At 62.3% G+C, this 20,571-nt stretch carries 16 protein-coding genes and 1 pseudogene; 6 read left to right on the top strand and 11 right to left on the bottom strand.

Annotated features, from left to right (window positions below; genetic code table 11):
- Positions 1–231 precede the first annotated feature (231 nt).
- Both katG and BBI10_RS11420 read left to right on the top strand, forming a co-directional pair.
- On the top strand, positions 232–2,502 hold the full coding sequence (gene katG, locus BBI10_RS11425) for a catalase/peroxidase HPI (protein ID WP_065988611.1): 2,271 nt from the start codon (positions 232–234) through the stop codon (positions 2,500–2,502).
- 181 nt (positions 2,503–2,683) lie between these two features.
- Positions 2,684–3,139: pseudogene (locus tag BBI10_RS11420) on the top strand (REP-associated tyrosine transposase); the annotation flags it as partial.
- A gap of 613 nt (positions 3,140–3,752) precedes the next feature.
- On the opposite strand, the gene BBI10_RS11415 reads toward BBI10_RS11420, so the two are convergent.
- Genes BBI10_RS11415 through BBI10_RS11405 form a run of 3 tightly spaced genes read right to left on the bottom strand, consistent with a single transcriptional unit; the run spans position 3,753 to position 9,532 of the window.
- On the bottom strand, positions 3,753–5,162 hold the full coding sequence (locus BBI10_RS11415) for an efflux transporter outer membrane subunit (protein WP_065988609.1): 1,410 nt from the start codon (positions 5,160–5,162) through the stop codon (positions 3,753–3,755).
- Positions 5,146–6,312, bottom strand: a complete 1,167-nt coding sequence (locus BBI10_RS11410) for an efflux RND transporter periplasmic adaptor subunit (protein ID WP_065988608.1) — start codon at positions 6,310–6,312, stop codon at positions 5,146–5,148. Before BBI10_RS11410 ends, BBI10_RS11415 begins: the two co-directional genes overlap by 17 nt.
- Positions 6,302–9,532, bottom strand: a complete 3,231-nt coding sequence (locus BBI10_RS11405) for an efflux RND transporter permease subunit (protein ID WP_065988607.1) — start codon at positions 9,530–9,532, stop codon at positions 6,302–6,304. Before BBI10_RS11405 ends, BBI10_RS11410 begins: the two co-directional genes overlap by 11 nt.
- Before the next feature lie 206 nt (positions 9,533–9,738).
- Here BBI10_RS11405 and BBI10_RS11400 point away from each other — a divergent pair, with 206 nt between their 5' ends.
- The 3 genes from BBI10_RS11400 to BBI10_RS27555 all read left to right on the top strand — a co-directional run bounded on the left by BBI10_RS11400 (position 9,739) and on the right by BBI10_RS27555 (position 11,174).
- Positions 9,739–10,149: a hypothetical protein gene (locus BBI10_RS11400; protein WP_065988606.1), complete on the top strand. Its 411-nt coding sequence runs from the start codon at positions 9,739–9,741 to the stop codon at positions 10,147–10,149.
- 150 nt (positions 10,150–10,299) lie between these two features.
- Positions 10,300–11,016, top strand: a complete 717-nt coding sequence (locus BBI10_RS11395; protein ID WP_347876465.1) for a zeta toxin family protein — start codon at positions 10,300–10,302, stop codon at positions 11,014–11,016.
- Positions 11,016–11,174: a hypothetical protein gene (locus tag BBI10_RS27555; RefSeq protein WP_167355789.1), complete on the top strand. Its 159-nt coding sequence runs from the start codon at positions 11,016–11,018 to the stop codon at positions 11,172–11,174. The genes BBI10_RS11395 and BBI10_RS27555 overlap by 1 nt, the downstream gene beginning before the upstream one ends.
- 88 nt (positions 11,175–11,262) lie before the next feature.
- Here BBI10_RS27555 and BBI10_RS11390 read toward each other — a convergent pair whose 3' ends face one another.
- The 3 genes from BBI10_RS11390 to BBI10_RS11380 form a co-directional block, all read right to left on the bottom strand.
- Positions 11,263–12,654 (bottom strand): sensor histidine kinase, encoded by a 1,392-nt coding sequence (locus BBI10_RS11390; protein WP_065988604.1) that lies wholly within the window; start codon positions 12,652–12,654, stop codon positions 11,263–11,265.
- Complete coding sequence (locus tag BBI10_RS11385) at positions 12,632–13,315, bottom strand: response regulator transcription factor (protein WP_065988603.1); 684 nt, start codon at positions 13,313–13,315, stop codon at positions 12,632–12,634. The genes BBI10_RS11390 and BBI10_RS11385 overlap by 23 nt, the downstream gene beginning before the upstream one ends.
- A 265-nt stretch (positions 13,316–13,580) precedes the next feature.
- Positions 13,581–14,504 carry a formate/nitrite transporter family protein gene (locus tag BBI10_RS11380; RefSeq protein WP_065988602.1) on the bottom strand — a complete coding sequence of 308 codons (924 nt, stop codon included), beginning with the start codon at positions 14,502–14,504 and terminating at the stop codon, positions 13,581–13,583.
- Between the two features lie 186 nt (positions 14,505–14,690).
- Here BBI10_RS11380 and BBI10_RS11375 point away from each other — a divergent pair, with 186 nt between their 5' ends.
- Positions 14,691–15,176 carry a GNAT family N-acetyltransferase gene (locus BBI10_RS11375; RefSeq protein ID WP_065988601.1) on the top strand — a complete coding sequence of 162 codons (486 nt, stop codon included), beginning with the start codon at positions 14,691–14,693 and terminating at the stop codon, positions 15,174–15,176.
- A gap of 5 nt (positions 15,177–15,181) precedes the next feature.
- On the opposite strand, the gene pncA is transcribed toward BBI10_RS11375, so the two are convergent.
- From pncA to BBI10_RS11350, 5 genes are all read right to left on the bottom strand, one after another.
- Entirely contained in the window at positions 15,182–15,832 is a 651-nt protein-coding gene (pncA, locus tag BBI10_RS11370; protein ID WP_065988600.1) for a bifunctional nicotinamidase/pyrazinamidase, read from the bottom strand.
- Between the two features lie 50 nt (positions 15,833–15,882).
- On the bottom strand, positions 15,883–16,848 hold the full coding sequence (locus BBI10_RS11365) for a D-2-hydroxyacid dehydrogenase family protein (protein ID WP_065988599.1): 966 nt from the start codon (positions 16,846–16,848) through the stop codon (positions 15,883–15,885).
- 127 nt (positions 16,849–16,975) lie between these two features.
- A complete protein-coding gene (locus BBI10_RS11360) occupies positions 16,976–17,629 on the bottom strand; it encodes a DUF1345 domain-containing protein (protein WP_065988598.1) in 654 nt (217 codons plus the stop codon).
- A 168-nt stretch (positions 17,630–17,797) separates the two neighbouring features.
- A complete protein-coding gene (gene gudD / locus BBI10_RS11355) occupies positions 17,798–19,141 on the bottom strand; it encodes a glucarate dehydratase (protein WP_065988597.1) in 1,344 nt (447 codons plus the stop codon).
- 79 nt (positions 19,142–19,220) lie between these two features.
- Complete coding sequence (locus tag BBI10_RS11350) at positions 19,221–20,570, bottom strand: MFS transporter (protein ID WP_065988596.1); 1,350 nt, start codon at positions 20,568–20,570, stop codon at positions 19,221–19,223.
- Between the last annotated feature and the right edge of the window lies 1 nt (position 20,571).

Here is a 20,571-nt window from a genome sequence, read left to right as displayed (position 1 = left end):
TCTGCACCTGATGCTGCAATCTGCACGTGATGCTCCACGTACAGTTAGGCCCAAGCGCCGGAAAATACAAGCATCCGGGTTAAATACTCCGCTAACAGAATCACTCTATGGTCGCCAAAACATTTGCCTATTAGACGATTGGCCCGAGTCGGCTAGTCTTGTGCGAGTGTTAGCGTTAGCCGTCTCGTAGATGGCCGAAAAGTAAAAAGTAAACAAGAAGGTGATTAGACCATGTCGACTGAATCGAAATGCCCGTTCAACCACGCAGCCGGAGGCGGGACGACGAACCGTGACTGGTGGCCGAACCAGCTGAATCTCAAGATTCTTCATCAGCACTCCTCCTTGACTGACCCGATGGGCGAGGGCTTCGACTACGCCAAAGCATTCAAGAGCCTCGATTTTGCCGCGGTCAAACGCGACCTCCTTGAGGTCATGACGCAATCCCAGGACTGGTGGCCTGCCGACTTCGGGCATTACGGTCCACTGTTCGTTCGCATGGCCTGGCACAGTGCCGGGACCTATCGCACCGGTGACGGCCGTGGTGGTGCAGGGGCCGGGCAGCAGCGGTTTGCGCCGCTCAACAGCTGGCCGGACAACGTCAACCTCGACAAGGCACGCCGCCTGATCTGGCCAGTGAAGCAAAAATACGGCAGCAAGATTTCCTGGGCCGACCTGATCGTGCTCACCGGTAACGTGGCGCTGGAATCCATGGGCTTCAAGACCTTCGGTTATTCCGGCGGGCGCGCCGATGTCTGGGAACCGGACGAGGACGTGTATTGGGGCGCCGAAACCACCTGGCTCGGCGGTGAAGACCGTTACGGCGCGCACAAAGACATGCAACAGCCGGGCGAGGGCACACTCGTTGCAGAGCCCGAGCACCACAGCGAAGAGCAGACCCGCACCGCCAACGGTGAGCGCAATCTCGAAAACCCGCTGGCGGCCGTGCAGATGGGCCTGATCTACGTGAACCCTGAAGGCCCGGAAGGCGTGCCGGACCCTGCCGCATCGGCGCGGGATATTCGCGAGACCTTCGGCCGCATGGCCATGAACGATGAGGAAACCGTTGCCTTGATCGCGGGTGGCCACGCCTTCGGCAAGACCCACGGTGCCGGGCCGGCGGACAACGTCGGGGCAGAGCCGGAAGCCGCAGGCCTTGAAGAACAGGGCCTGGGCTGGCGTAACAGTTTCGGCTCCGGCAAGGCCGGCGACACCATCACCAGTGGTCTGGAAGTGACCTGGACCTCGACCCCGACCCGTTGGAGCAACGAATACCTGGAAAACCTGTTTGGCTTCGAGTGGGAGCTGACCAAGAGTCCGGCCGGCGCCCATCAGTGGCGGCCGAAGAATGGCGAGGGCGCGGGCAGGATTCCTCATGCCCATGACCCGTCCAAGCGCCAGGAACCGCGCATGCTGACGTCCGACCTGGCCCTGCGCGTGGACCCTGCCTACGAGCTGATATCCCGTCGCTTCCTGGAAAACCCCGACCAGTTGGCCGACGCGTTCGCCCGCGCCTGGTTCAAGTTGACCCACCGTGACATGGGGCCACTGGCCCGTTACCTCGGCCCGGAAATGCCAGGCGAAGAACTGCTCTGGCAGGACCCGATTCCCGAGGTCAACCACCCGTTGGTGGACGCCAGCGACATTGCCGCACTGAAGGAAAAAATCATCGCGTCCGGGCTGTCGGTTTCGCAACTGGTCGGCACTGCCTGGGCGGCGGCGTCCACCTTCCGTGGCTCCGACAAACGTGGTGGCGCCAACGGCGGCCGTCTGCGTCTTGCCCCGCAGAAAGACTGGGCGGTCAACCAGCCGGCCAATCTGGCGGTCGTGCTGGAAGCACTGGAGCGTGTCCGCGGTGAGTTCAACAGCGCCCAGTCCAGCGGCAAGCAGATTTCGCTGGCTGATCTGATTGTTCTCGGCGGCAGCGTCGGTATCGAACAGGCGGCGAAAAATGCCGGTCATCACGTCACCGTGCCGTTCACCCCTGGGCGTGCGGATGCTTCGCAAGAGCAGACAGACGTCGAGTCCTTTGGCTTCCTCGAGCCGATCGCCGATGGTTTCCGCAATTACCTCAAGGGCCATTACCGCGTTTCGGCGGAAAAACTGCTGGTGGACAAGGCCCAACTGCTGAACCTGACGGCACCGCAGATGACCGTCCTGCTCGGCGGCCTGCGCGTGCTGGACATCAATGCCGGCCACAGCCAGCACGGTGTCCTGACCGAAAGGCCAGGTGTCCTCACCAACGACTTCTTCAAGCATCTGTTGGACATGGGGGTGGAGTGGAAGGGCGTGTCGGGTGGCGACCAGCTGTTCGAAGCCCGCGACCGCAACACCGGCGCCGTCAAATGGACCGGCACCCGCGTCGACCTGGTGTTCAGTTCACACGCCCAGTTGCGGGCCGTGGCTGAGGTGTACGCCAGTGAGGACGGGCAACAGAAGTTCGTCGAGGACTTCGTCGCTGCGTGGACCAAAGTGATGGAGCTGGACCGCTTTGATCTTGCCTGAGGTACGTGCTTCATAGCCCTCGACCTGCAAGACCCAACGCCTCCCTTGTGGAGGCGTTGTTGTTTGCGCGGCCGGGTGCATCCGCGTTGGATGAACAGGACATAGCGTGAAATACACCCTCACAGGCATGGCTCATGAAGCGGCTACCGTGGTTTGTGCATCCACAGTCGAGGTAGTCAGCATGGTCACGAAAGCGCGTTCGCACAGCTTGCGCATAGGGCGGTATTCCGAAATGGGGAGGATCTATCTGGTTACCTCCCGGCTTGACCGTATGAGAGATGATTTTAGTGATTGGCGGGTGGGTCGGCTGCTCGTAAAGGAAATGAGAGAGGTGCACGAGTGCGGATTTGCAAAAACGCTGGCGTGGGTTGTGATGCCTGACCATTTTCACTGGTTAGTGAAGCTTCATCATGGCTCGCTTGCGGGCATTGTTCAGCGAGTCAAGTCGAAGACCGCCATTGCGGTGAACAGGGTCACCGGCAATCAGGGGCGACTGTGGCAGCCTGGATATCACGATGCAGCCGCACGCCATGAGGATGATCTGATTCACTTCGCCCGCTATATCGTGGCCAATCCTCTCCGGGCAGGGTTAGTCAGCCGGGTCGGAGATTATCCACTATGGGACTCCATTGGGTTGCCAGGTTCAGGGGTGGAGTTCGGAGAGTCCGGGAGTGAGTTTCTTAAGCTTTTATTAGGAATCAACAATGATCTGCCTGAGTCATTGCCCATCAATGAGTCTTCGTGAACAAGGTGGGCCGCCACCGCGGTCAATCCCACAGGTCCCCCGAACTGGCCGAAATATCGAGCCGAACCACCATCCCGTGGGAGTCGAGCTTGCTCGCGAATACTTACTTTCAGTCACCAGAAAAGTGGCTGAATGCCCCGGCCTCTTCGTGAGCAAGCTCACTCCCACAAGTCCTGCAGCAACCTGAGATTCCGAGGCGCACCACCATCCCGTGGGAGTCGAGCTTGCTCGCGAAGACTTACTTTCAGCCGCCAGAGAAAGTGGTTGCATGCCCCGGCCCCTTCGTGAGCAAGCTCACTCCCACAGGTCCCCCGAACTGGCCGAAATATCGAGCCGAACCACCATCCCGTGGGAGTCGAGCTTGCTCGCGAAGGCTCACTTTCAGCCGGCAGAGAATGTAGCTGAATGCCTCGGCCTCTTCGTGAACAGGATCGAGCGCCACCCCGGTCACTCCCACGTGTCCCGGGATCTTTCAGCGGGAAGATCAGCGCCGGCGCCGACAAACTCACCCGCTTTTCCACCCCCCACCCAACGCCGCCATCAGCCCGACACTGGCCTGCAATCTGCTGGTCTCAACCACCTGCAACCGCCGTTTTGCCTGAAGCGCCGCAGTTTGCGCGGTCACTACATCCAGGTAACTCGCGGCCCCGGCCTGGTAGCTGCTCATCGCCATCTGTTCGGCGCTTTGTGCGGCGTCGACGGCGGCGCGCTGGTCCTCGGACTCGCGCTGCAGATCGCGCAGCTGACCCAGATTGTCTTCCACCTCGCACACCGCCTTGAGCACCTGGCTGTGGTAGTGCGCGGCGGCTTCTTCGAATTCGGCCTTGGCTTGCCGCTCGTTCGCGCTGCGGCGGCCGCCGTCGAAAATCGGCAGGTTGACCAGCGGCCCCAGCGCCCAGTAACGATTGGCTGCCGCCAGCAGATTGCCGCTGCCCTGGGTTTGCCCGCCGAGCAGGCCGGTCAGGCTGAAGTCCGGGTACCACGCCGCTTTCGCCACGCCGATGTTGGCGTTGGCGGCGAACACGCGACGCTCTGCGGCGGCGACGTCGGGGCGCTGTTGCAGCAGGCTGCCGGGCAAAGTGTGGGGGATGCCGGGCAGTTTCAGCGGTTGCGCGTTCTGGGCCAGATGAACATCTCCGGGCATCGCGCCCACCAGTTCGGCGATGGCGTGTTCGCTGAGGTCGCGCTGGGCGTTGACGTCATCCAGCTGCGCCCGGGCCTCGGCGAGCTGGCTTTGCGCACGGGTCAGGTCCAGTGCCGACGCGATCTTCCCCTCGTAGCGATCGCGGGTCAGTTGCAGGGCCTGGGTGTAATCGTCCAGCGAGGTCTGCAGGATGCGGCTTTGCGCGTCCAGCCCGCGCACCTGCACATACAGCGTCGCCAACTGGTGTTGCAGGCTCAGGCGCGCAACCGCCAGATCGTCCGCCGAGGCTTGAGCCTGAGCGTCGCCGGCCGCCACTTGATTGCGGATTTTGCCCCACAGGTCCGGGTCGAAATTCAGGCTGAAACCGGCGGTGTCGCTGTCGTAGACCGAGGGTTGCGTGCCACCGCGCAATGGCCGGCGATCCGACTGCCGCTGACGAACCGGGCTCAGGCTGGCGTTGACCTGAGGCATCAGGCCCGCGTGCAGCTGACCGGTATACGCGAGCGCGGCGTCGTAGTGGGCCAGCGCAGCGGTCAGGTCCGGGTTGGCATTGAGCAGCCGTTGTTGCAGGTCATTCAGTTGCGCGTCCTCGAACGCTTCCCACCACTGGGCTTGCACCGTATCGGCAGGCTGCGCCGGATGCCAGGGCCCGGCGTCCTCGGCGAAATGCGCGGGCAGTTGAACCGCCGGCGCCTGATAAACGGGGGCGAGCGAACAGCCCTGCAGCGTCACGGCGACGGCCAGCGCCAGCGCTTCAAGCCTTGTACGCATGGTCACCTCCGGCGTACGCCAGTTGCACGGCATCGTTCTCCCGCAGCGCATCGGGCGGGTTATCGATGACGTGATCGGCCGGCTTGAGGCCTTGATCGATGATCAGCCGGTCCCCCAGATCCATCGCGATGTGGATGTCGCGCAGGTGCACATGGCCGGTGCGGTCGAGGGTGGCAACCTGGGTGCCTTTGGCGCGGAAGATCAGCGCGCTGGCCGGAATGCTCAGCCCGCCGCTGGCGTTGTTTACCGGCAGCGTGGCGTCGGCGTAGTCGCCGGGCATCAGCGCGCCGTCCGGGTTGTCGGCGATGAACTGGGCCAGCAGGGTGCCGGAGCGCGGATCCACCGCTGTGGAATCCCCCAGCAATGTCGCCCTGTAGGTCTGCCCCGGATGCTCGGGCACGCTTAGCTGAACCTGCATGCCGGGGCGGACCACGCTGGCGTAGTTCTGCGGGATCGGCACATACAGCCGCAGGCGATGGGTGTCGGCGAGGCTGAACAGCGGGCGGGCGCCGCCGTCATCGGCTTTGATCAACTGACCGATGTCGGTGTTGCGCGCGGTGACAGTGCCACTGAATGGCGCGCGAATGGTCTTGTAATCCTCCAGCGCCACGATCCTTTGATAGTCGGCGTTTGCCGCTTGCACATCGGCATTGGCGGCGACGGCGGTGGAGACTTTTTCATCCACTTCCTGTTGCGACACCGAATGGGTTGTCAGCAGGTGCTGCCAGCGTGCCGCCGTGGTCTGGGCGATGCGCGCGCTGGCGTGTTGCTGGGCCAGACGCGCCCGGGCCTGAGCCAGTTGCTGGTCGAGTTCGGGGCTGTCGATGTGGGCCAGTACCTGACCGGCCTGCACATGGCTGCCGATGTCGGCGTCCCAGTCTTTCAGGTAACCGCTGACCCGTGCGTTGATCGCCGCATTGCTCCAGGCCTCGAGGCGCGCGGGCAGGCGCAGGGTGTTGCCTTGGTCGCTTTGGGTCGGCACGACAAAGCTGACAACGGGCACCGATTGCCGCTCGGTCCAGGCGTCGACGGCGTGTGCCTCGCGGGTGCGTGCGGCGAGGCCATTGGCGACCAGCAGCGCCGCCAAAGTCAGGCCGCCAATGCCGAGCAACATCAGGCGTTTGCGCGAAGGGGCGTGTTCAGACGACATGGGGTGTTTCTCCATCAAGGGCATTCGCAGGCAAGGGTTTTGAGTGGCGGTGGACGAGGCTGAACACCACCGGCACGAACAGCAGGGTGGCAGTGGTGGCGAGGATCAGGCCGCCGATCACCGCACGGCCGAGCGGCGCGTTCTGTTCCTGGGAAATCGCCAGCGGCAGCATGCCGATGATCATCGCCAGCGCGGTCATGCACACCGGGCGGAAGCGCGTGTAGCCAGCCTCCATCGCGGCGAGCAGGGCATCGCCGTGTTCGGCAAGGCGCTCGCGGCAGAAACTCACCACCAGAATCGAGTTGGCGGTGGCCACGCCCATGCAGAGGATCGCCCCGGTTAGCGCCGGTACCGACAGCGACGTGCCGCTGAGGAACAGCATCCAGACGATGCCGGCCAGCGCGGCGGGGAGGGCGGTGATGATCACGAACGGATCGATCCACGATTGAAAGTTGACCACGATGAGCAAGTAGATCAGCACTACCGCGCCGAGCAGGCCCAGGCTCAAACCGCTGAACGCTTCATGCAACGCATCGATCTGTCCGTGCAGGCTGACCGTCGCGCCTTTGGGCCGCAGGTGCGCGGTCTCGTCGATGACCTTCTGGATGTCCGCCGCCACGCCGCCGAGGTCGCGGCCCTGCACGTTGGCGAACAGGTCCAGGGTCGGCTGAATGTTGTAGTGCGTGACCACCGCCGGGCTGTCGGCGCGGCTGATCGTCGCCAGGCCGCCGAGAATCTGCGACTGCCCGTTGCTGCCGGTAATCGGCAGGGCTTCGAGGCTCGGCAGGCTGTCGAGACGGTACTGCGGTGTCGCCGCGACCACCGAATACGAGACGCCGTTTTTCGGGTTCAGCCAGTACGTTGGCGCCACCTGGGAGGTCCCGGCCAGGGAAGCGCCGAGGCTGGTGGTCACGTCTTTTTCGGTGATCCCCAGTTGCTTGGCCCGCAGTCGATCCACGTTCACCTGCAACGACGGGTAACCGGTGGATTGCTGAATGCGCAGGTCGGCGATGCCCGGCACATGCTGCAAAAGGCGCTGCAGTTCCAGTGCGTAGGCGCGGTTGGCGTCGCCGTTGGGGCCGGAGATTTTCAGGTCCAGTGGCGCCGGTGCACCGAAGTTGAGGATCTGGCTGCTGATGTCGGCGGGCATGAAGGCGAACTGGCTGCCGGGGAAGCTTTGCGGCAGGGCTTCGCGCAGGCGTTTGACGTAATCGGCGGTTGGCGCGTGATCGGCCTTGAGGGTGACCTGAATGTCGCCATCCTGCGGTCCGATGGTGCCGCTGCTGCTGTAGGCCATGTCGATGCCGCTCAGGGGGATGCCGATGTTGTCGATCACCGTGTCCAGCTCATCCGCCGGGATGATCTCGCGGATGCGCTGCTCGAGGCGGTCGAACGCCGCCGCGCTTTCTTCGATGCGCGTGCCCAGTGGCAGGCGCACGTGCATCGACAGCGCGCCGGCGTCGGTGGCCGGGAAGAAGTCTTCGCCCAGGGTGGGCAGCAGCGCAAAACTGGCGAGCACGCAGGCGAGAAAGCCGAGGAGAAACGCTTTTCGCCGCTGCAATGCCAGCCCAAGAAGGCCGTGGTAGGTGTCGCGAATCGTTGAGAAACGTGCCTCGAAACCCTGCTGAAATTTCAACGCGCCGCGCAGGATCAGGTTGCGTTGTCGGCCATGCTGATCGCCTTCGTGGTGATTGATGAACGGGTCTTCCGGGTGATGGCCCGGGCCGGTTTCCAGCACGTGGGGTTTGAGCAGAAACATCGCCAGGGTCGGCACCAGGGTGCGCGACAGCAGGAACGAGCTGGCCATGGCGAAGATCACCGCCAGCGCCATCGGCCGGAACAAATAACCGGCGATCCCTTGCAGCATGAACATCGGCACGAAGACGATGCAGATGCACAGCAGCGACACGAACGCGGGGCCGACGATCTGCCGCGCACCGTCCATGATCGCGTCCTTCACCGCCTTGCCCTGCTCCAGGTGCCAGTTGATGTTCTCGATGGTCACCGTTGCGTCGTCCACCAGAATCCCCACCGCCAGCGCCAAGCCGCCGAGGGTCATCACGTTCAGGGTTTGTCCGGTCACGGAAAGCAGCGCGATGGCCGACAGCACCGCCAGGGGAATCGACGCCGCGATGATCAGCGTCGAGCGCCAGCTGCCGAGAAACAGCAGAATCATCACGCTGGTCAGCAAGGCGGCGATGATGCCTTCCCGGGCCACACTCCCCACCGACGCTTTGACGAACACCGAGGCATCGCCCAGCAACGAAGTTTTCAGGGCGGGCGGCAGGGTCTCGTTGATCAGCGGCAGCATGTTGCGGATGTTGTCGACGATGGACAGGGTTGAGATGTTGCCGTTCTTCAGTGCCGGCATCAGCACGGCGCGGCGGCCATCAACGCGCACGATATTGGTCTGCGGCGGCGAACCGTCGCGCACGTGGGCCACCTGGCCGATGGTGATCAGCGCGCCGTCGACGGTCTTGATCGGCAGGTCATTGAGTTCGTCGATGGCCTTGGGGCTGTTGTTGAGCAGCACAGTGTATTCGTCGCTGCCCATCTTCGCCGTGCCCGCCGGGATGATCTGGTTGCCGGCGGCCAGTGCGTTGCCGACGTCTTGCGCGGACAGGCCTTTGGCGGCCAGCGCCTGCGGGTCGAGGTCCAGGGTGATCTGCCGCTGCTTGCCGCCCATGGGCGTCGGCATCGCCAGCCCCGGCACGGCGCTGAGGGGCAGGCGGACGCTGTTCTGCACCAGGTCGCGAATCTTCGCTTCCGACAGCGTCGGGCTGGAAAAGGCCATCTGCAGGATCGGCACGGTCGAGGCGCTGTAGTTGAGGATCAGCGGCGGCGTGATGCCCGCCGGCATTTGCTTGAGCACGGTCTGTGAGACCGCGGTCACTTGCGCGTTGGCGGTGCGGATATCCACGCCCGGCTGGAAGAAAATCTTGACGATGCCCATGCCGGGCAGCGACTGCGACTCGATGTGTTCGATGTCGTTGACCGTGGTGCTCAGCGAGCGCTCGTAGGTGTAGATCACCCGACCGGCCATGGCATCCGGCGACAGCCCGGCGTATTGCCAGACCACCGCGACCACCGGAATGCCGATGTCCGGAAACACATCGGTGGGCGTTTTAAGGGCCGCCATCGGCCCGACAATACAGATGAAAATCGCCAACACGATAAACGTGTACGGCTTTAGCAATGCAGTCCTGACCAGCCCGAGCATGCCGTAAACCTCCCATTTCGAATGGGCGCAGTGTTGGTTGACCTACCTAACACGCGGCTTTCAGCCAGATGAACAAAACGTTAGTGCGGTGAGCCGGTTGCTTTCATGCTGGATTCATTTGTTGTTCATCCGCGGCCCACGCACCCTGCGCCCCTCGAAATTCCACCCTGCACATCAGGGATTTTTTCAACTGCCGAGGTCGTGTCATGAAAGCCAAATCGTTATTGCTGGTTCCTATGTTCAGTCTGGTCGCGTTGCTCTCCGCCTGCGCCGGTCCCATGCCAAAAGCCGACCCGAGCGAGGCGTGGATCAGCTTGCAGGAACAGCCCGCCGACGTGCTGATGGCCGAGGACCTGGACGGCAAGCGCCTGAATGACGGCCGCTTCTTCGAAGTCAAACCCGGCGCCCATACCCTCGACGTCAACCTGATCGTCGAACGCAGCGGCGACAACGGAGAGATGAACTGCCAGACCGGTATCCAATTCAGCCAGTTCCAGGCGGGCGAGCATTACAAACTGGTGGAGTCCAGCCTGGGCGAGGAGTACCGGGTGAAGCTTGAGGATGCGAAAGGGAAATCCCTGGGGCACAGCGTGGACTTCACGTGCATGCCGGGGTGATGGGAAGACGGCGCGTCATCCGAATCCACATCGGTGAATGCTCACCAGCGCATCCTGTTTCGTTTTGTGACGTCGGATAGGCGCAGTCGAAGCGCCCGTGAATACTGCGCGGCGCTGGACTGTCGTGACTTCATAAAAGGATGGGTGACTGTGGATACGGATGATCGACGGATATCAGAAGAGGCTGTTGTTTTTGCCAAGGCGAACAGGAAGGAGATTGCAAAGAGGCTGACGGATCCTTCGATATACCTTTCGGAGGATTCGCCTGTATCGGTGTTTATGGCGGGCTCACCCGGGGCTGGTAAAACCGAAGCATCCCTGGAGTTTCTCGGCCGATTCGGCGGATCAGTGCTGCGGATCGACCCGGATACCTATCGCACCGAATTGCCCGGCTACACGGGAAGTAATTCTTCTCTGTTTCAACGAGCGGTTTCTGTTTTGGTGTCTGCCGTTCACGATGAGGCGTTGCGGCTGCAGCAATCGTTTCTGCTGGACGGCACGGCATCGAATTTCGACACGGTTTCACTCAACATCCGGCGCTCGCTCAAGCGGGGTCGGTTCGTGTTGGTGCTCTATGTCTATCAAAACCCCGAGAGAGCCTGGGAGTTCGTTCAGGCGCGCGAGAAAGTGGAGGGCCGGAACATCCCTATGCAGGGGGTCGTGGATCAATACTTTGCGGCTCGGGAGGTGGTGAACCGTTTGAAATACGAGTTTGGCCATGCAGTGACCGTGGATGTTTTTATCAAGAATCATGATGGTTCTACCAAGTCTTACCGGCAGAACATCCAGCAAATTGACACCCACATACCCGAAACCTATGATCGGGCATCGCTTGAACGCAGGCTGAATTCCAGGAGGTACGAATAATGGCTACTCCACAAAAACTCAAAACAGTGAAGTCGACGCCGTTTTCCGACTTCGTCCGCAACGCCACCTTCGAGGAGAAGGAGCGGGTTTATCTGGATGTCATGGAGAAAGCCTGGGCGCGGCAGGAAAAGATCATCGAGCAAGCCCGGAAAATGTAACCCCGCCCCCAATTAACAAAGCCGCCCTCGAGGCGGCTTTGTCGTTTTGCTTGCAGCTTGCAGCTTGCAGCTTGCAGCCCCAGTCTTTTTACCCCAATGCCAACACCCGTCGGCATTCCAGCACCAGGCTCGCGCCGCCGGACGGGCTGCTGCCGATGCGCAGTTTGAAGCCATGGAGGTTGACGATGGCGGCGACGATGGACAATCCCAGGCCAAAGCCGCTTTGCTGATTGCCGTTTTCGCTGCGATAGAAGCGCTTGAACACCGCCTCGCGTTCGGCGTCGGGGATGCCGGGGCCGGTGTCCTGGACTTCGATGAACGTGGTGTCACCTTCGGCGCGGGCGATGAGCAGCACTTGCCCGCCCGGCGGGGTGAATTTGATCGAGTTGCTCAGCAGGTTCGACAGCGCCTCGAACAGCAGGGCCCGATCACCCACCATCGGCGGCAGGCGCTCGGCGACTTTCAGCTGCAACGAGACACGGCCTTCTTCGGCCAGCGGCAGGTAGAAATCGTGCAGCTCCTGCAACAGCGGCTGCGGGTCCAGCTGACCGAAAGCCGAACGCCGCTGGTGATCTTCCAGTTCGGAAATCCGCAGCAATCCGCGAAAGCGCGCCATCAGTGTGTCGGCGTCGGCGATCACCTGGGCCATCTGCTCGCCCAGCGCCGAGTCTTCCGGGGACTGCTGCTGGATTCGATAAAGCTGCGCGCGCAGCCGGGTGAGCGGGGTGCGCAGGTCGTGGGCGATGTTGTCGCAGACGCCCTTGACCTCGTTCATCAGGCGCTCGATGCGGTCGAGCATGGCGTTGACGATGTCGGCGAGCATGTCCAGCTCGTCGCGTCGGTCCGACACCGGCAAGCGGCGGGCCAGGTCGCCGGTGACGATCGCTTCGGCGCTGGCCTGGATTGCCCGGATGCGCTGCAGCGGCCGGCGTCCCAGCAGGTGCCAGCCGGCGATGCCCGGAATGATCGTCAGCGAAATCCCCCACAGCAGCGCGCGCAGGATCAGCGTGGTCACAGCGAACAGCGAACCGTTGTCGCGCACCAGAATCAGCCAGCGATCATCCAGCGTATGGATCGCCACGGCGTCGCAGCCCGAGCTGGGCAGGTCCGGGTCATCGGAATCAATGCAGGTGTTCAGTTCCTGGATTTCGCCGGTCAGCTTGAGGCCGTCGGGAATGCTCTGGATCGGGCCGCTGATGGGCTTCATGTCCTTGTCGAACAGGCCGTAGGCGTCGACCGAGCGCATGTCGAATTTGTCGCTGGTGCGCAACGCATCGTCCAGCTGCGCGCCTTCAAAGCGCGAGAACAACTGTTGGCGCTGCATCAACGAGTGGCGGGCAAGGGTGTTGAGGTAACTGGTGACTTCCCAGTACAGCACCCCCATGAGGATGCTGCTCCAGGCCACAAACAGGAAACTGTACAGCGCCAGCAGCCGGCTGCTGGAGGAGCGCCAGCCCTTAGACGGGTTCGGCAATGACATAACCTGAGCCTCGAACGGTACGTATCAGCGGCGTCAGGGTAGGGGGATCGATTTTCTTGCGCAAGCGACCGATGTGCACGTCGATCAGGTTGGTGCCCGGGTCGAAGTGATAACCCCAGACTTCTTCGAAAATCATCATGCGGGTGATGATCTGCCCGCTGTTGCGCATCAGGAATTCCAGCAGCTTGTATTCGGTCGGCAGCAGGTTAAGGGGCTGCCCGGCGCGGCTGGCTTCGCGGGTGATGAGATTGAGTTCGAGGTCGGCGACCTTGAGCATGGTCTCGGCCTGGGTCACCGGATTACTGCGGCGCAGCAGGACTTCCACGCGCGCGGCCATTTCATCGGAGGCGAAGGGTTTGGACAGGTAATCATCGCCACCGGCACGCAGCCCTCGCACCCGCTCATCGACGTCCGACAGCGCGCTGATCATCAGAATGGGCGTGGCAATGCCCAGGGCGCGCATGGTGGTGACAATCGCCAGGCCGTCGACTTCCGGCAGCATGCGGTCGAGGGTGATCAGGTCGTAATCGCCGCTGACCGCACGGACGAGGCCCTCGCGACCGTTGTCGACCCAGTCCACTTGCAGGCCGTGGCTGCTCAGTTCGGCAACGATTTCCTTCGCGGTGACGGCATCGTCTTCGATTGTCAGAATTCGCGTCATGTGAGGTCAGGGCCACGTGAGAGGACAGAAGCCTGCATTTTGCCTTTAAACGTAGTCGGGATTTCTTAAAAATAATTTAAGAAGGGCATGAGGGACTTTTTGGTGCTAGCCGAGGGGAGGGGGCACGCTGGAGAATTCTGATCGTGCTGTCAATTAGTGGGAGTGAGCTTGCTCGCGAATGCATTCCGTCAGGCGACCATGTTTTGTCTGGTCGGACGCTTCGCGAGCAAGGTGGAGCGCCACCCCGGTCACTCCTACAGTTGCCTTACGCGCCTTTGCGATCCGATTCTGCTTTGGGCTGACCCAGCTCTTGCTTCAGCTTTTCGTCCAGCGCTTTCTTCTTGCCTTTCTTGTCCGGCGTTTCGCCTTCGCTGCGGATCTGCGCATGGCTGATCAACGCGAAAATGAAGCTGCCGCCGATGATGTTACCGGCCAGTGTCGGGCCGGCGAAGATCATCCAGAAATCCTTCCACGGCAGTTCGCCGGCGAACACCAGATAAGACACCTCAGCCGAGCCAACGACAATGTGGGTGAAATCCCCCAGCGCCATCAGGTAGGTGATCATCACGATGATGCCGATTTTCGCGCTTTCCATGGACGGGATCATCCACACCATGGTGGCGATCATCCAGCCGGAAATGATGCCTTTGGAGAACATTTGCCAGGTGTCGTTCTCCATCACCTTGCGGCCGATTTCGAGGAAGGCCTGATCGGTCTTGGTGTCGAAGATCGGCAGATGCAGCATGACGTAGGCCACCAGCAACGTGCCGCACAGGTTGCCCACCAGCACCACGGTCCACAGCCGCAACAGACGCACGACATTGTTCAGCGTCGGCTTGCTCATCACTGGCAACACGGCAGTCAGGGTGTTTTCGGTGAACAGTTGCTGACGAGCAAGAATCACCGCCAGAAACCCTGCGCTGTAACCGAGGCTGGCGATGACTTTGAAACCTTCGGCATCGGGCAGTCGCGAGTTCAACAACCCCATCGCCATCAGGGACAGGCCCATGGTCAGCCCGGCCGCGAGTGCCGACCAGAACAGTGCAGCGACGTTACGCTCCAGTTCCTGATCGCCCTGCATGCGGATGGTTTCGTGAAGGACGGCGGCCCGGGGCGGCTGGTTTTCGTCGATGTCGCGTTCTTCTTCCGGCGTCAGGCCGGGGGTCTTGCCGTCTGGTTCGTGTTCCATGGCGATCCTTTGGGTGTCAGTGCACGTTGAAACGTGTTCTTTGGGAGAGTGCTCGGTTCAAGAGTGCTCGGGAGGCGACGGTTCGCTTGCACAAGCTTGCTGCGCGGCGCTGCTGCTTGAGACACAATCCGTTACCCGTCGTTCGCCAACGGCGGCAGCCTTTTCATTGATGTGGGAGAACCTCTTTTGACCCTTCACATTCGCGACGCCGCCCGTGCCGACGCCGCCGTCATTCTTGGCTTCATCACCGAGCTTGCGATCTACGAAAAAGCCGAGCACGAGGTCAAGGCCAGTGTCGCCGACATCGAGCGCAGTCTGTTCGACGAAGCCTCTCCGGCCAAGGCGCTGATCTGTCTGCTGGAGGGCCAGCCCATCGGTTTCGCCGTGTACTTCCTGAGCTACTCCACCTGGCTGGGTCGCAAGGGCCTGTACCTTGAGGATCTGTACGTGTCGGCCGCGCAGCGGGGTGTCGGCGCGGGCAAGAAGCTGCTGCGCCATCTGGCCCGGATCGCCCAGGACAGCGGCTGCGGCCGTCTGGAATGGAGCGTGCTGGACTGGAACCAGCCGGCGATCGACTTCTATAAATCGATCGGCGCCGAGCCCCAGGACGAGTGGGTGCGCTACCGGATGGAGGGGGAAGGGTTGAAGCGCTTTGCAGAAGGGCAGGATTGAGCCATCTAGTCAGTCAGCTCTGCACTGTCGATCCGGTTGACGCCCGCGAGGGCCATGTCTTTCCAGGCCTGGTCCAGCGAGCCGTTCAGGTCGATGGCCTTGCACGCATCGGCGATCACCCAGGTGTTGAAACCCGCCGCCCTGGCGTCCAGCGCGGTCCAGGCCACGCAGAAATCCAGGGCGAGGCCGACCACGAACACGCTGTCGATGCCACGCTCGCTCAGGTAGCCGGCCAGCCCGGTGCGCGTGGTGCGGTCGGCTTCGACAAACGCGGAATAGCTGTCGATGCCGGCGTTGCAGCCCTTGCGCAGGATCAACTGTGCGTGGGTGATGTCCAGGTCGGCGTGCAACCGGGCACCGTGGCTGCCTTGCACGCAGTGATCGGGCCACAGCGTCTGCGCGCCGTAGGGCAGGGTGATGCTGTCAAACGGCGCGCGCCCGGCGTGGCTCGACGCAAACGACACATGCCCGCGCGGGTGCCAGTCCTGGGCCATGACCACGTTGCGAAACTGCGCGCCGAGGCGGTTGATCAACGGCACCAGGGCATCGCCTTCGGCCACGACCAGCGCGCCGCCGGGCATGAAGTCGTATTGCATGTCGATCACCAGCAACGCGGCGCGTGGGTCGGAGGGCAATCGGGAAAGCGGCGTGGTCATCATCTGAGTCCTTGATGCAGTGAGTCTTGGGGCAATGAGTCGGTTCGCGGTCAGGCCAACACGCGGATCGGCGCGCCGGCGTGCCAGGCCTGAATGGCCTCGATCATCTGGTTGAAAAACATCCGGTAGTTGTTCTCGGTCACGTAGCCCACGTGGGGTGTGGCCAGGACGTTGGGCAACGTGCGAAACGGGTGATCGGCGGGCAGCGGCTCGACGCTGTAAACGTCCAGGGCGGCGCCGGCGATTTTATTCTGTTTGAGCACCTCGATCAGCGCGTCCTCGTCGACGATCGGCCCGCGGGCGGTGTTCACCAGATACGCCGTCGGCTTCATGCGGTTTAGCGAATCGGCATCGACCAGCCCGCGGCTGCGCTCGCTGAGCACCAAGTTCACCGAGACCACGTCCGCTTGCTCGAACAGTTCCTGCTTGCTGACGTAGGTCACGCCATGCTCGGCGGCCCGTTCAGCGGTGAGGTTCTCGCTCCAGGCGATCACCTTCATGTCGAAAGCCTTGCCGTAGCGGGCGATTTTCTGGCCGATGCTGCCCAGCCCGACGATGCCCAGGGTCCTGCCGTACAAGTCGCTGCCGATGCCGATCTGCCAGTCGCCCGCGCGCAGGGAATTGGCTTCGTCGACCAGGTTGCGGGTCACGCCCATGATCAGCGCCCAGGTCAGTTCAGGCGCCGCGTACTTATAGCTGTCGGTGCCGACCACGGTGATGCCCAGGCGCGCGGCGGCCTTGAGGTCCAGCGCCGCGTTGCGCATGCCGCCGGTCACCAGCAGTTTCAGGTTCGGCAGCTGACTGAGCAGGGCGTCATCGAAAACCGTGCGCTCGCGCATCACGCAGAGGATCTGAAAGTCCTTGAGGCGGGCGACCATGGCGTCGGTATCCGCCGGGTAGTCATGGAGAAAACTGACCTCGCCGATCCGCTGCAATACGGTCCAGTCCACAACGTGTTCGGCGACCGATTGCCAGTCGTCGAGTACGGCAATCTTCAGCCCGGAATCCTGAGTCATTGAGCGAGGCCTCGTTCAGCAGCGATGTTGGATTTGTGGCGGTCACAGTACGCCTGCGCGGGGCGGTCTGGAAGTCCGTGTGTGGGAGTGAGCTTGCTCGTGAAGGTGCCGGTACCTGCGCTGAATGTCAGTTAAACAACCCCGCCGCGATGTTGATCGAGAACCCCAGAATCGAGGTGTTGAACACGAACCCGATCAGCGACTGCGCCAGCACCACTTTGCGCAGGCCGCGCGTGGCGACGCCGACGTCGGAGGTCTGCACCGCAACGCACAAGGTGAAGGAGAAATACAGAAAGTCCCAGTAGTCCGGGTTTTCTTCGCCATCGGCAAAGCGCAACGCCGGCTTGTCGCCGTTCCAGGTGTAGAACACCCGGGCGTAGTGCAGGCTGAAGACCACGCCGATCAGCAGCCAGGAGCCGAGGATGGTGAAGCCGGTGAAGGCGTAATGCAGCGCTTTATCGGCGTCCTTCATGTCCTGAATGCCGGCCAGTTCGAGGATGATTGCCGCCAGGCTGGCAATGGCCGCCACGCAGACGACGAACAGCACCACGCCGGCGTTTTCGTCCTCGATTTCGGCCACCCGGCGCACGTCTTCCGCGCTGGATTTGAAGGTGCGGCGCATGATCATCGCCATGTACAGCCAGCCGGCGACGTTCCAGCCGATCAGGCATTTGCTGATCACCGAAATGTCGGGGGCGACGAACGCGCTGGCGATACCGGCAGCGACGCCCACAAGGGTGGCGATGGTCAGGCGGGGGTGGGTCTTGGCAAGGCGGGACATAGAGGAATTCACGGCAGTGAGATGCGCGAACAGTAGCACGCGGCCGCTACAGCAGAGGATGAAGAAAAACGGCGCGCAAGGGGTTACGCGCCGGTCGCCATTTGGCAGTTTAGGTGAATCTGTTAACCGGCCCGTCCAGTGGGAGGTTGACCGGTTGAAATCACTGAATCAGCGAACCAGACAAGGCTGCTTGTTGTTGAATGTCCAGTTGGGCACCAGAAACTGCATCGCCACGCTGTCATCCCGCGCGCCGAGGCCCATGCCTTTGTACAGCTCGTGGGCCTTGGCCACCTGGTCCATGTCGATCTCGACCCCCAGCCCCGGCTTCTTCGGCACCTGAACGCTGCCGCCGATGATCTGCAGCGGCGCCTTGGTCAGGCGCTGGCCGTCCTGCCAGATCCAGTGGGTGTCGATGGCGGTGATGTTGCCCGGCGCAGCGGCGGCCGCGTGGGTGAACATCGCCAAGGAGATATCGAAGTGGTTGTTGGAGTGCGAGCCCCAGGTCAGGCCCCATTCGTTGCACATCTGCGCGACGCGCACCGAACCTTGCATGGTCCAGAAGTGCGGGTCGGCGAGCGGGATGTCCACCGATTGAAGCTGGATGGCATGGCCCATTTCGCGCCAGTCGGTGGCGATCATGTTGGTGGCGGTACGCAGGCCGGTGGCGCGACGGAATTCAGCCATCACTTCGCGGCCCGAATAACCGTTCTCTGCGCCACAGGGGTCTTCGGCGTAGGCCAGCACCTTGTGCTGATCGCGGCACAGACGCACCGCTTCTTTCAGTGACCAGGCGCCGTTCGGGTCGAGGGTGATGCGCGCTTTCGGAAAACGTTCGGCCAGCGCCGTCACCGCTTCGATTTCCGCATCGCCGCTGAGCACGCCGCCCTTCAGCTTGAAGTCCTCGAAACCGTAGTGCGCATAAGCCGCCTCGGCCAGACGCACGACGGCTTCCGGGGTCAGGGCTTCTTCGTGGCGGACGCGAAACCACTCGTTGTCCGCGTCGGCTTCGGTGCGATAGGGCAGGTTGGTTTTCGTCTGGTCACCGACGTAGAACAGGTAACCGAGCATCTTTACTTCGTCACGCTGCTGGCCCTCGCCGAGCAGCGCCGCGACCGGCACCTCAAGGTGCTGACCGAGCAGATCCAGCACTGCAGCTTCAATGCCGGTGACCGCGTGGATGGTGATGCGCAGGTCGAAGGTCTGCAGGCCGCGACCGCCGGCATCGCGCTCGGCGAAGGTGCGGCGCACGTCGTTGAGGATCTTCTGGTAGTTGCCGATGCTGCTGCCGACCACCAGGGACCGGGCGTCTTCGAGGGTCTGGCGGATTTTCTCGCCGCCAGGGATTTCACCCACTCCGGTGTGGCCGGCGTTGTCCTTGAGGATGACAATATTGCGGGTGAAATACGGACCGTGGGCGCCGCTGAGGTTGAGCAGCATGTCGTCGTGGCCGGCCACCGGGATGATCTGCATATCGGTGATGACGGGGGTGCTGCCGGAATGCTGTGTGTTCATGTCTAAATCCTTGTGAGTACCCAGCGCGGCGGGGGCGCTGTCTTTACTGGTTCAGAGCTTAGGGTTCAGATCGCCTGACTCAAGTGTGGCTGGGTGTGACGTCGACCTTGGCCACCGGCACCGCGCCGGGCTTGGGCGTCGTGCGCACGGTAAACACCAGAATGGCGGCGATGATCGAGGTGACGGTCAGGCCATAAAGGCCGCCCTGGATCGAACCGGTCTGCTGTTCAAGGATGCCGAAGGTGGTCGGCGCAACGAAGCCGCCGAGGTTGCCCACCGAGTTGATCAACGCGATGACGCCAGCGGCGATCCGTGCATCCAGATAGCCCTGGGGGATCGGCCAGAACAGCGACGATGCCGATTTGAAGCCCATCGCCGCGAAGCAGATGGCGACGAAGGCGAACACCGGACCGCCCGTGGTCGACATGAACATCCCGGCCGCCGCGATCAACAGGGCCACGGCAACCCACGCCTGCTGGTGTTTCCACTTGGCCGACAGCGAGGCAAAACCGTACATGCAGACGATGGCGATGAACCACGGGATCGAGTTGAACAGACCGACCTGGAAGTCGGTGAGATCGCCCATCTTCTTGATGATGCTCGGCAGCCAGAACGTCGCCGCGTAGATCGTCAGCTGGATGAAGAAGTACATCAGGCAGAACAGGATGATCTGCGGGTCCTTGAGCAGTTTGCCGATGGACAGCTTGACCGGGTTGGCCGCTTCGCGAGCTTTCTGTTCAGCGTCGATGGTGTTGACCAGCGCGTCTTTCTCGGCCTCGGTCAGCCATTTCGCGTCGTGGGGTTTGGAGTCAAGCCAGAACCAGACGAAGAAGCACAGGCCGACGGAGAACATGCCTTCGATGAAGTACATCCACTGCCAGCCGTGGAAGCCCAGCGCGTCGATCTGCAGCAGCAGGCCGGAGAGCGGGCCGGAGATCACCGACGCAAAGGCCGAGCCGCTGAGGAAGATGGCGATGGCCTTGCCACGCTCGACGCCGGGCAACCAGCGCGTGAAGTAGTAGATCACGCCCGGGAAGAACCCGGCTTCGGCCACGCCCAGCAAGAAGCGCAGGATGTAGAAGTGGGTTTCGGTCTGGATGAACGCCATGCACGCGGCGACGATGCCCCAGGTCAGCATGATGCGGGTCAGCCAGATGCGCGCGCCGACTTTCTGCAGGAGGATGTTGGAGGGGACTTCAAACATCGCATACGCGATGAAGAACAGGCCGGCACCGAAGCCGTAGGCGGCCGCGCCGATACCCAGGTCATGTTCCATGTGACTACGCACGAAGCCGATGTTGACCCGGTCGATGTAGTTCACGATGAACATGATGACGAACAGCGGCAGGATGTGTCGTTTGACTTTCGAAACCGCCGATTGCAGGACGGAATCGGTGGCGTCATCCGCCCGTGATGAGGATGTGTTCACT

It is taken from the genome of Pseudomonas graminis (genome assembly GCF_001705435.1).
GTDB classification, from domain to species: domain Bacteria; phylum Pseudomonadota; class Gammaproteobacteria; order Pseudomonadales; family Pseudomonadaceae; genus Aquipseudomonas; species Aquipseudomonas graminis_B.
Note: the sequence above shows the minus strand (reverse complement) of the source record. Positions and strands in the feature narration are given on the sequence as shown.

Coding starts and splice junctions, on each gene's coding strand:
- BBI10_RS11390 (WP_065988604.1), bottom strand. CDS start 12,654: ATGTCATTGCCGAACCCGTCTAAGGGCTGGCGCTCCTCCAGCAGCCGG.
- BBI10_RS11415 (WP_065988609.1), bottom strand. CDS start 5,162: ATGCGTACAAGGCTTGAAGCGCTGGCGCTGGCCGTCGCCGTGACGCTG.
- BBI10_RS11360 (WP_065988598.1), bottom strand. CDS start 17,629: ATGTCCCGCCTTGCCAAGACCCACCCCCGCCTGACCATCGCCACCCTT.
- BBI10_RS11400 (WP_065988606.1), top strand. CDS start 9,739: ATGAAAGCCAAATCGTTATTGCTGGTTCCTATGTTCAGTCTGGTCGCG.
- BBI10_RS27555 (WP_167355789.1), top strand. CDS start 11,016: ATGGCTACTCCACAAAAACTCAAAACAGTGAAGTCGACGCCGTTTTCC.
- BBI10_RS11385 (WP_065988603.1), bottom strand. CDS start 13,315: ATGACGCGAATTCTGACAATCGAAGACGATGCCGTCACCGCGAAGGAA.
- BBI10_RS11380 (WP_065988602.1), bottom strand. CDS start 14,504: ATGGAACACGAACCAGACGGCAAGACCCCCGGCCTGACGCCGGAAGAA.
- BBI10_RS11365 (WP_065988599.1), bottom strand. CDS start 16,848: ATGACTCAGGATTCCGGGCTGAAGATTGCCGTACTCGACGACTGGCAA.
- pncA (WP_065988600.1), bottom strand. CDS start 15,832: ATGACCACGCCGCTTTCCCGATTGCCCTCCGACCCACGCGCCGCGTTG.
- BBI10_RS11405 (WP_065988607.1), bottom strand. CDS start 9,532: ATGCTCGGGCTGGTCAGGACTGCATTGCTAAAGCCGTACACGTTTATC.
- katG (WP_065988611.1), top strand. CDS start 232: ATGTCGACTGAATCGAAATGCCCGTTCAACCACGCAGCCGGAGGCGGG.
- BBI10_RS11410 (WP_065988608.1), bottom strand. CDS start 6,312: ATGTCGTCTGAACACGCCCCTTCGCGCAAACGCCTGATGTTGCTCGGC.
- gudD (WP_065988597.1), bottom strand. CDS start 19,141: ATGAACACACAGCATTCCGGCAGCACCCCCGTCATCACCGATATGCAG.